Genomic DNA, 10,591 nt, shown 5'->3' on the forward strand with positions numbered 1-10,591 from the left:
CCTCGGGCCGGGGTCCCGGTGACAGCAGCGGTCGCGGTGCTCCTCGTCGTCCTCGCGGTCGTCGTGGGGGTCACCCTGCGGGCGCGCGCGACCCGGCCCGAGGTCGTGGACCTCGCGCCCGCGACCAGGTCCTCGGCGCGGGCCGCCGACGCGGGGTCGAGCGGTGGTGCGCTGCCGGCCGGTTCCTCGACCGGTGCGGGGTCCTCGCCGGGGGCGGGGGTGTCGACCGGCGACGGTGCCGGGCAGGCGGTCGGCGGGCCCGGGGGAGCGGGGTCCGGAGCGGTGGCGGTCGTCGGCGCGACCGGGGTCCGGGCCTCGGGCGCCGGCCCGGCGGCGTCCGCCCCGGTCGTCGTCGACGTCGTCGGCAAGGTCCGGCGTCCCGGGCTCGTCCGGCTCCCGCCGGGGTCGCGCGTCGCGGACGCCGTCGCCGCGGCCGGTGGCCCGACCGATGCGGCGGCACTGGCCCGGATCAACCTCGCGCGCGTCCTCGCCGACGGTGAGCAGGTCGTCGTCCCCGACGCCGACGATCCGTTGCCCGCGCTGCCCGCGGCCCCCGCCGCGACGTCCGGTCCCGGCGGCGCGGCGCGGCCGTCCGGCCCGCTCGACCTCAACACCGCGACCGCGGCCGACCTCGACGAGCTGCCCGGTGTCGGCCCGGTGCTCGCCGGCCGGATCGTCGAGTGGCGGTCGCAGCACCAGCGGTTCACCCGGGTCGACGAGCTCGCCGAGGTGGCCGGCATCGGCGACAAGGTCCTCGAGCGGCTGCGCCCGCTCGTGGCGGTGTGACCGGCCAGGACCTGCGGCTCCTCGGTCCCGCGCTCGTCCTCTGGGCGGTGACGGCCTGGGCGCTGCCCCAGCAGGTCCACGCCCTGGTCGTGGCCGCAGTCGTGGTCACGTCGGTGCTGGTCGTCGCGGTGGGAGCGGTCGCCGCGGCATCGGTCCGATCCCGCAGCGTTCGCGGCGACGACCCCGCGGTCCGTGACCGATCCGGGGTCCGTGACCGATCCGGGGTCCGTGACCGATTCGGGGTCCGTGACCGACCCGAGGTCCGTGACCGACCCGCGGTCCGCGGCAACCGCGACGTCCTCAACGACCTGGACGCCCGCGACGACCTGGACGCCCGCGACGACCTCGACGACCGGCCGGGCCCCTCCACGGGAGCGCGCGGTGCTGCCGCTCTCGTCGCGCTGACGTGCGGCCTGGTCGTCGCGATGCTGACGGTCCAGGGCAGTGCGGCGCTGCGCCGCGACGCCGAACCGGTCCGTGGCTGGGCCGCCGGTGGGGTCGTCGCCGAGATCAGCGGCGTCGTCCGCTCGGACGCGGTGGCCGTGCGACCGGGGCCGTTCCCGGGCCCGCCCCGGTACGTCGTCCGGGTCGCCGCCCGGGTCGTCGAGGCGCGGGGCAGCCGGGTCACCGCACCCGTGCCCGTCGTCGTGCTCGGCGGCCCGGCGTGGGCCGCAGTGAGCGCCGGGCAGCAGATCCATCTGACCGGCCGTCTCGACCGCGCCGACCCCGTCGACGGTGCGGCGGCCTTCGTCCAGGCCCTCGGACCGCCACGGACCGATCCCGGCGGCGTCCTCTGGCGCGCGGCCGACCACGTCCGCGCCGGTCTGCGCCGGGCGTGCGCAGGGCTGCCTCCCGATGCCCGGGGTCTGCTGCCGGCGCTCGTCGTCGGCGACACGACCCGGCTCCCGCCGACTCTCGTGGAGGACCTCCGCACCTCCGGTCTCACGCACCTCACAGCGGTCAGCGGCGCGAACGTGGCCGTCGTCATCGCCGCCGCGGTCTGGTCCGTCGCCGCCCTCGGCGCCGGTCGCCGGGCCCGGGTCTGGCTCGGGCTGGCCGCGGTGGCCGGGTTCGTCGTGCTCGCCCGGCCGCAGCCGAGCGTGCTCCGGGCCGCGGTCATGGGGTCGATCGCACTCGTGGCCCTGCTGCGGGCACGCCGGTCCCGCGGGCTGCCGCTGCTGTGTGCCGCGGTGCTCGTGCTCCTCGTGGCGTCTCCGGGACTGGCCCGCAGCCCCGGGTTCACGCTCTCCGTCACCGCCACGGCGGCCCTCATGGTGCTCGCCCCTGCCTGGTCGGCCCGCCTCGAACGCTGGATGCCGAGACCGGCCGCTCTTGCGCTCGCGGTCCCGGCCGCGGCCCAGGCGGCCTGCGGACCGATCGTCGTGCTGCTCAACCCCGCGCTGCCGACGACAGCGGTCCCCGCCAACCTGCTCGCCGGCCCGGCGGTCGCCCCGGCCACCGTTCTCGGGGTCGTCGCCGCGCTCGTCTCCGTCGTCTCCCCGACCCTGGCCGTGGTCCCGGCCCGGCTCGGCGGACTCGCGACGAGCTGGATCGCCCTCGTCGCCCACCGCGCCGCGGCGCTGCCCGGCTCGTCGGTCCCGTGGCCGTCCGGGCGTGGTGGCGCCCTGCTCCTCGCAGTGTTGACGCTGCTGCTCGTCGCCCTGACCCTGCGGGTTCGCCCGCGGCCCCCGGACGTCGACCGTGCTGCCCTCGAGCGCACTCGCCGCGATGTTCCTGACCGCGACCGTGCTGCCTTCGAGCGCGCCCGCCGCGATGTTCCGGACCGCGACCGTGCTGCCCTCGAGCGCACCCGCCTCGATGTCCCGGACCGCGACCGTGGCTCCTTGTCGGGCACCACGGCCCTGGTCGTCGTCGCGGCCGTCGTCGCCCTGACGATCGGCTGGCTGGCCGCCCCGTCGATCCTCGGCCGCTCGCGCAGCGGCGCAGACGTCGACTGGGCCGTGGCGATGTGCGACGTCGGGCAGGGCGACATGCTGGCGGTGCGCAGCGGCGAGGAATCCGCAGTGCTTGTGGACGTCGGACCCGACCCGGACTCCGCCGACCGATGCCTGACCCGTCTCGGTGTCCGTCACGTCGACCTGCTCGTCCTCACGCACTTCCACGCGGACCACGTCCTGGGGCTTCCCGGCGTGCTCTCCCACGACCGCCGGATCGCCGCGGCGCTCGTCAGCAGACTGCCCGAGCCCGCCGAGAACGCGCGCAGCGTCAGCGCCTGGCTCGACGCCGCGGACATCCCGGAGTCCCTGGCGTCAGCCGGCGATGCCGGCGAGGTCGGCTCGGGGGAGTGGCGCGTCGCCTGGCACGTCCTGCAGGCCGACGGCGACCCAGGTGCTTCGGCCGCGGTCGCCGGGTCGCCGGGCCGGGTGTCCCACGGCGGCAGTGCCGAGGACGCCGACGCCAACGACTCCAGCGTCGCCACCGAGCTCGTCGTCACAGGTCCCAGCGGCACTCTCCGGATCGTGGGCCTCGGCGACCTCGAGTCGGACGGCCAGCTCGCTCTGCTCCGAGCGTTGCAGTCCGGAGCCACCCCGCTGGGTGGTCCCGTGGACGTCGTGAAGGTCGCCCACCACGGCTCGTCGACGCAGGAACCCGAGCTGTACCAATGGCTCGGCGCTCCGATCGCCCTCATCGGTGTCGGCCTCGACAACGACTACGGCCACCCGTCGCCGCGCACACTGACGATGCTCGGGACTGCCCGGGTCTTCCGCACGGACACGCAGGGGACGGTTCTCCTGTCGGCACGCGACTCCGATCGCTGACCAGAGTCAGGCGGTGCGTTTCCAGGTGTCGTCGGGTGGTGCCTGGTTCCACATGGGTGGTGTGAGGTCGATCGGGCTCAGCCCGGTCCGGCTCGGTCCGGCACCGCGGGCGTCGGCGTCCTCGTCCAGGGCGAGCCGTAGCTGCTGGCTGATCCGTTGGGCTGCGGCATGCGTCTGGTGATGCAGGTTCCGCGTGCGGCGACGTTCGGGGTCGATCCAGGACGGTGGTCGCACCCACGGGATGCCGTCGAGCACCTCGACGACCCACAGGCCGGCGTGGACCTGCTGGTGATGGGCCGGGCAGAGGCTCACCAGGTTGTGCAGGTCTGTCAGTCCCCCGTGCTCCCATGCCTGGAGGTGATGGGCGTCGGTGCCTTCGTGCGGGACCGGGCACGCGGGGATCACACAGCCGCCGTCGCGGGCGGCGAGGGCCTTGCGCTGTGCCGGGGTCGCGAGCCGGTGCGCTCGTCCGACGTCGAGTGGTGCCCCGTTCGGGTCCAGCAGCACCTTCGTGAGGGTGGCGGTGCAGGCGAGGTAGGCGAGCAGGTGGGATCCGATCGGGCCGTGTCGGTGCAGGGTCGCGAACCCCGCTGCCCGGCCGACCTGGCCTGCGGCCGAGTCGACCGACCTGTTGCCGGAGAACGTCTCCGAGACCGGTGGTTCGGGGGCCGCACCGGCCGCGGTCGAGGCCTTCCGCCGCACCTGTTCGGCGGCCGCACCGGCGGCCGCGACCTGCTCCACCGTCGCGGTGACGAGGAGGTTCACCAGCGGTGAGGGCGCCTCACCCCCGCTGTCGCCGTTGAGGCCGGCGCGGAGCAGGCTCATCACGGCGTCATAGCGGCGCATCGCGACCGTCCGGTCGTCCTTCACCAACGTGACCTGCTCGACCCCGTCACCATCGACGGCGAGGACCTCGCGGGCCGGCCGCGGCTTACCGGCAGCGGAGAGCATCGCGGACAGGACCGCGGTGTCTGCCGGGGTGAGGGTCATCCGCAGGGAGCCCATGCCGGTGGAGTCCTTGACCAGGGACAGGCCACGGCGCAGGTGCGCGTCCTCGTCGAAGTCCTCCTCCCGGTCCGGATCCAGCACCCGGACCAGTTCGTCGACCAACCGGTGGATCGCCCGAACCGGGAAACGCCGGCACTGCTCGGCCAGGAACGCGTCCGCGATCTCCATCCCGGACCGCAGCTCACCCGACGCCTCATCCTCCAGCAGCACCACCCGCAACCGCTTCGGCAACCGCGCCACCGCCCGCACACAGGCATCGGCGTGCTCACGGGTGATCTCACCGGCCGCCAGGGCAGCACCGACCTGCGGCAGCGACCCGGAGTCCGCGTCCAGCGCGTGCGCCGCGCGTGCGTCCGCGTTCGCCCGGCCCTGGTCCACGTTCAACCGGCCGGTCAGGAACGCCGCCGCGACCTTCCCCTCACTCGCCCCCGGTACCGCCTCGGGGCGTTCGTCGAGGACCTTGATCACCGCCAGCCGGGCCGCCTCCGCGGACGCCATCGCCCGGGTGAACGCCTCCACCACGTCCCGCGCTTCGCCGTCCGACAGCGACCACGCGCACCGCGACGCCTCCAGCACCACCGCGGTCGCAGCGTTCATCGCCGAGACACCCGCAAGCAGGTCGTGCACCGGCAACGACCCGTCCGAGACCACGTGAGCAGCCGGCACCACGGCGTCCGGCCCGCCGCCGGGCACCTCGCCGCCTGTCTGCTCGTCGCTGCTCACGTGAACAACAGTAGGGACGGGGTCCGACAGTCCGACCACCGCGAGACCCGTTCCAGCAGAACAACTTTGTGTGAGTCACCATCACTCACGAACCGTGCTCGCAGCACGGCAGCGCCTCCACCCGGCGCACGACCGGCACCACCAGGCATGACCCGACCCCCGAGGGGCACGGCACCGTGAAGCCGACGACACCCGAGGAGCAACCCCGTGAACCCGCAGGACCAGCAGCCCGAGCAGGACCAGTTCACCCCCACCGACCCGAGCGTGCGAACCGGCGCACCGACCGGCCAGGGCGAGCAGATCACCCACCCGGGCCGCACCCACGACATGCGCGAGACGCCCGACCACGGCGAGGACAGCTATCGCGGCACCGACCGGCTCGTCGGCAGGAAGGCTCTGGTCACCGGCGGCGACTCCGGCATCGGTCGGGCCGTCGCCCTGGCCTTCGCGCGCGAGGGCGCCGACGTCGCGATCGTCTACCTCGACGCCGAGGAGAGCGACGCCAAGGAGACCGCGGCGCTCGTCGAGGACGCCGGCCGTCGCTGCGTGCGGATCCCCGGCGACATCCGCGAGGAGTCGTTCTGCGAGAAGGCCGTCGGGACGACGGTCGCCGAGCTCGGCGGCATCGACGTCCTCGTGAACAACGCCGCCTACCAGATGTCGCAGGACGGCGGCCTGGCCGACATCACGACCGAGCAGCTCGACCGGGTCATGAAGACGAACGTCTACGCGATGTTCTGGCTGAGCAAGCACGCGCTGCCGCACCTCGCGCCGGGCGCCTCGATCATCAACACCGCGTCCGTGCAGGGGTTCACCCCCTCGCCGAACCTGCTCGACTACGCGACGAGCAAGGCCGCGATCGTCAACTTCACCCGCGGTCTCGGCCAGCAGCTCGCCGGGCAGGGCATCCGGGTCAACGCCGTCGCGCCGGGCCCGGTCTGGACGCCGCTCATCCCGGCCACGATGGACGCCGAGAAGGTCGCCTCGTTCGGCGAGCAGTCGCCCATGGGCCGCGCCGCCCAGCCCGCCGAGCTCGCACCGACCTACGTGTTCCTCGCGAGCGCGGAGTCGGGCTTCATCACCTCCGAGACGGTCGCCGTGACCGGCGGGACCCCGGTCCACTGAGCGCGACCCGCCCGCCGGTCGTCGAACGCACCGTCGACGTCGCGGGCACCGCGCTCCGCACGCTCGAGGTGGCTCCGGGGCACCTCTCGCGGGACGACGGCGCGCAGGTCGTCGTCCTTCCCGGTATGGGTGCGCCCGGCTACCTCGTACCGCTCCTGCGGGCGCTCGCCGCCCGGGGCGCCCGGGCGACCCTGCTCGACGCCCCGGGCTTCGGCACGTCCCGCCCGCTGGCGTGCGCGCCGTCGGTCGCCGGGCTCGGCCGCGTCACCGCGGCGTACCTCGGCCGCAGCACGACAGGGCCGGACGGCGGCGGGCCGGTCGTCCTCCTCGGCCACTCGACGGGCGCGCAGGGTGCGCTCCGGGCAGCACTCCACCTCCACGACCGGCACCGGGGTGCGGCGGGCACGCGCGGCCCACTCGCCCGCCTCGTCCTCGCCGGCCCCACCGTCGCCCCGGACCAGCGCTCCCTGCGCCGGCTCCTGCTGCGGGTGCCCACGGCGTTCCGCCGGGACTCGGTCCGCGAGCTCGTCGTCGTCCCGGACTACCTGCGGGGCCACCGGAGAGCACTGAAGCTCATCAGGTCGGCGGTCCGGGACCGGCCCGAGGAAGGGCTGGCCCGGCTGCCGCTCCCGGTGACCGTGACCGCGGGGCGGTACGACACGTTCGCGCCCCGTGCCTGGCTCGAGACGCTCGCGGCGTCCGCCGTGCGCTCCGGCGACGTGCGCGTCGCCGTCCTCGACGGCTCGCACAACAACCCGTTCACCCACCCGGAGGCACTGGCCGACCTCGCGCTGGCCGACCTCGCCCCCGCCGACGTCCTCGCCCCGTCCGCCTGAGGACGCCGTCGGCCCCCGTCCCGACAGGACGGGGGCCGACGGTCGTCGGTCAGCGACCGAGCAGGGTCACCCCGCCCGGACGGCGGCCTCGATCCGGTCGCCGATCTCCTTGTCGATGTTGCGCCAGTACTCGAACGCCCGCACCAGCACCGGCTCCGAGACACCCTTGAGCAGGTGGCCAGAGACGTTGGAGACGAGCCGGTCGCGCTGCGCGTCGTCCATCACCTCACGGACGAGCGTGCCCGCCTGGCCGAAGTCGTCGTCCCGCTCCCGCAGCGTGTACGCCGAGCGCACCATGTCGCCGTCCGACTCCCACGTCCCGGCGTTGCCCGCGCGGACCGGGTCGGCCGCCGGGCCCCCGTACGAGTTCGGCGCGTACACCGGGTCGGCCGCGTTGACGGTGCGCATCGCCCCGCCCTTGGAGTACGCGTGCACCGGCGACTTCGGCTGGTTGACCGGGATGTGCTTGTAGTTCACACCGAGCCGCGCGCGGTGCGCGTCGGCGTACGAGAACCCGCGCGCGAGGAGCATCTTGTCCGGCGAGAGCCCGGTGCCCGGCACGAGGTTGTTCGGCTCGAACGCGGCCTGCTCGATCTGCGTGTGGTAGTCGGTGACGTTGCGGTCCAACGTCATCCGGCCGACCTCGACGAGCGGGTAGTCCGCGTGCGGCCACACCTTCGTGAGGTCGAACGGGTTGATCGAGTAGGTCTTCGCGTCCTCGTACGGCATGACCTGCACCTTGAGCGTCCACGACGGGAGGTCGCCGCCCTCGATCGCCGCGTAGAGGTCGCGCTGGTGGTAGTCGCCGTCCGAGCCGGCGAGCCGGTCGGCCTCCTCCTGGGTGAGGCACTCGACACCCTGGTCGCTGCGCCAGTGGTACTTGACCCAGAACTTCTCACCGGCCGCGTTCGCCCACGAGTACGTGTGGCTCGAGTAGCCGTTCATCGTGCGCCACGACCTCGGGATGCCGCGGTCGCCCATGAGCCACGCCACCTGGTGCGCCGACTCGGGCGACAGCGTCCAGAAGTCCCACTGCATGTCGTGGTCGCGCATGTTGTTGTCGAGGCGCCGCTTCTGCGAGCGGATGAAGTGCTGGAACTTCATCGGGTCCCGGACGAAGAAGACCGGGGTGTTGTTGCCCACGAGGTCGAAGTTGCCCTCGGTCGTGTAGAGCTTCACGGAGAAGCCCCGCGGGTCCCGCCACGTGTCGGGTGACCCGCGCTCGCCGGCCACGGTGGAGAACCGGACGAGGGTCTCGGTCGTCGTGCCCGGCTGGAAGACCGCTGCGTGCGTGTACGCGCTCACGTCGGCCGTCACGACGAACGTGCCGAAGGCGCCGCCGCCCTTCGCGTGCGGCTGGCGCTCCGGGATGTTCTCGCGGTTGAAGTTCGCCATCTGCTCGAGCAGGTAGTGGTCCTGGAGCAGGACCGGGCCGTCGGGGCCGACCGTCAGCGAGAACTCATCGCTCGCGACCGGCACCCCGCCGTCCGTCGTCGTCCACGGCCGCTGCCCGTCCTGCGGCTGTCGGGGATCTGTCGTCGTCATTCGTCAATCGACCTCTCAACTCGACATGTTTCGCCCAGTTTCGTCCGATTCTGGAACCGGTCAATTCTGGATGCACCCCTCCCCCGGAGCGGATCATCACGGTGATCGACTGGCATACTCCGCCGCATGCGCCTGTCGGGGGTCCGCGTCGCCGTCCTGTCGGTCACCGCCGCCCTGCTGCTGACGGGCTGTTCCGTCCTCGGGCCGGACGACGACACCGAGGCCACCGTCGGTCCCGCCCCGATCGGCACGGTCGGGGTCGCCCCGGGCAGCGCCACGATCGACCCGGACGACGGGACGGCTACGGACGACGACACCCCGTCCGACGTCGAGGCGTCGGACGACCCGACGGACGACGCCGCGCAGGACGACCCCGCGGACGAACCGAGCGTCGGCCCCGTCCAGAGCGGCGCCGTCGACCCGGACGACCCGCTCGGCGTCGCGAAGGCCTTCGGCGTGAAGCTCGTCGACCCGGTCGACTCCGGGATGGCGCAGTTCGGCCAGGTCGGCTTCCGCAGCCCGTCGGGCCGGATCCTCTGCGCCGTCCGCGACTCCGACGGCGCCGACCCCGGGAGCGCACGCTGCGACGTGCTCGACAACACGTGGAAGAACCCGCCGAAGCCGGCGGGCTGCGAGCTCGACTGGGGCTCGTCGGTCGAGGTCACCCAGGGCGCCGGCAAGGCCCGGTTCGCCTGCGTCGGCGACGTCGCGACCGACGGTCCCGCCCCGCTCGGCTACGGCAGGGCCGTGCTCGTCGGCTCGATCCTCTGCATCAGCCGGACCACCGGTGTCGAGTGCCTCACGGTCGACGGCTCGAACCACGGCTTCCGGGTGTCCCGGGCGGCCTACAAGCTCTACTGACGCGCTTCGGAGCCTTCATCGACCACCGGTCGGACCGGTCGAGCGGGCGTCACGCCCCGGTCGGCGCCACGTACTCCGTCTCGTCCGCGAGCGCAGCCTCGACCGACGGGTAGAGGAAGAACACCCGGTCGAGCGACGTGATCTTCAGGACCGCCCGCACCGGCGGCCGGCAGGCCGCGAGGCGCATCGTGCCGCCGGCGATCCGGAGCCGCTTGAGCCCGGTGACGAAGACCCCGAGGGCCGACGAGTCGAGGAAGGGCACGGTCGACAGGTCGAGGACGACGTGCCGGACGCCCTCGTCGACGAGCTCGATGAGCCGACGGCGCAGCTCGGGCCCGGTCGCGACGTCGATCTCGCCGTCCACGCGGACGATCGCCCACTCCGCCGTCCCGCTGCTGTCGCCGTCCGGTGCGGAGACGACGAGCGTCTCGACGGACAGGCCCAGCCCGGGCTCGGGCCGCGGGTGCGAGCCCGACGGCGAACCCCCGGACGGCGCACCGTCGGACGTCGAGGCGTCGGACAGCGTCGGGGCGGACACCATCGAGTCGGTCACGTCGTGCTCCTTCGGTCGTGGGACGAGAGGGATCGTCGGACGCCTCCCGCCGGCCCGCAACACGAGGCGGCCCAGCCAGAAAGATGATCTGACTTTGACGAATCAGGATTGAGACACGGGCCGGGTGGGAAAGGTCCTAGCGCGACGGTCGAACGCGAACCGGCGCAGACCGCCCCTCCCCCAAGGAGCACACCCATGCCCCGAGCGCCCCGCCAACGTGCCACGACCGTCCTGTGGGAAGGCCGCCGCCGCATCAGCGTCGCGACGCTGCCCGGGCGTGGCCTGTACGTCCGCCACCTCGCCAACCCCGAGGGTGTCGACGCCGTCCACCGCCCCACCGTGGGCTGGGCCTGTCCGTCGAGACGCTCGTCGTC

The 10,591-nt window shown here is 73.8% G+C and carries 8 protein-coding genes; 5 read left to right on the plus strand and 3 right to left on the minus strand.

Going from position 1 to position 10,591, the window contains the following annotated elements; translation table 11 throughout:
* Positions 1-786, plus strand: a 786-nt coding sequence (locus ECOMGDLI_RS18675; RefSeq protein WP_233153524.1) for a ComEA family DNA-binding protein, incomplete at its 5' end; no start/stop codon positions are given.
* Positions 783-3,566, plus strand: coding sequence for a ComEC/Rec2 family competence protein (locus ECOMGDLI_RS18680; protein WP_088318359.1), 2,784 nt, complete (start codon positions 783-785; stop codon positions 3,564-3,566). The genes ECOMGDLI_RS18675 and ECOMGDLI_RS18680, both read left to right, overlap by 4 nt.
* A 6-nt stretch (positions 3,567-3,572) precedes the next feature.
* Here ECOMGDLI_RS18680 and ECOMGDLI_RS18685 read toward each other — a convergent pair whose 3' ends face one another.
* Positions 3,573-5,297 (minus strand): HNH endonuclease signature motif containing protein, encoded by a 1,725-nt coding sequence (locus tag ECOMGDLI_RS18685; protein ID WP_088318360.1) that lies wholly within the window; start codon positions 5,295-5,297, stop codon positions 3,573-3,575.
* Positions 5,298-5,561: 264 nt separating this feature from the next.
* On the opposite strand from ECOMGDLI_RS18685, the gene ECOMGDLI_RS18690 reads away from it, so the two are divergent.
* Both ECOMGDLI_RS18690 and ECOMGDLI_RS18695 read left to right on the plus strand, forming a co-directional pair.
* Positions 5,562-6,422, plus strand: a complete 861-nt coding sequence (locus ECOMGDLI_RS18690) for an SDR family oxidoreductase (RefSeq protein ID WP_369812770.1) — start codon at positions 5,562-5,564, stop codon at positions 6,420-6,422.
* Between the two features lie 68 nt (positions 6,423-6,490).
* Positions 6,491-7,258 (plus strand): alpha/beta fold hydrolase, encoded by a 768-nt coding sequence (locus ECOMGDLI_RS18695; protein WP_143447781.1) that lies wholly within the window; start codon positions 6,491-6,493, stop codon positions 7,256-7,258.
* A 66-nt stretch (positions 7,259-7,324) separates the two neighbouring features.
* Here the strand turns inward: ECOMGDLI_RS18695 and ECOMGDLI_RS18700 are convergent, their stop codons facing one another.
* Positions 7,325-8,803 carry a catalase gene (locus ECOMGDLI_RS18700; RefSeq protein WP_088318362.1) on the minus strand — a complete coding sequence of 493 codons (1,479 nt, stop codon included), beginning with the start codon at positions 8,801-8,803 and terminating at the stop codon, positions 7,325-7,327.
* Between the two features lie 126 nt (positions 8,804-8,929).
* Here ECOMGDLI_RS18700 and ECOMGDLI_RS18705 point away from each other — a divergent pair, with 126 nt between their 5' ends.
* Complete coding sequence (locus ECOMGDLI_RS18705) at positions 8,930-9,664, plus strand: DUF6636 domain-containing protein (protein WP_088318363.1); 735 nt, start codon at positions 8,930-8,932, stop codon at positions 9,662-9,664.
* 49 nt (positions 9,665-9,713) lie between these two features.
* On the opposite strand, the gene ECOMGDLI_RS18710 is transcribed toward ECOMGDLI_RS18705, so the two are convergent.
* Positions 9,714-10,217, minus strand: a complete 504-nt coding sequence (locus ECOMGDLI_RS18710) for an STAS domain-containing protein (RefSeq protein ID WP_198954988.1) — start codon at positions 10,215-10,217, stop codon at positions 9,714-9,716.
* Positions 10,218-10,591 lie beyond the last annotated feature (374 nt).

It is taken from the genome of Kineosporia sp. R_H_3, from assembly GCF_002198675.1.
In the GTDB taxonomy this organism is placed as follows: Bacteria; Actinomycetota; Actinomycetes; order Actinomycetales; family Kineosporiaceae; genus R-H-3.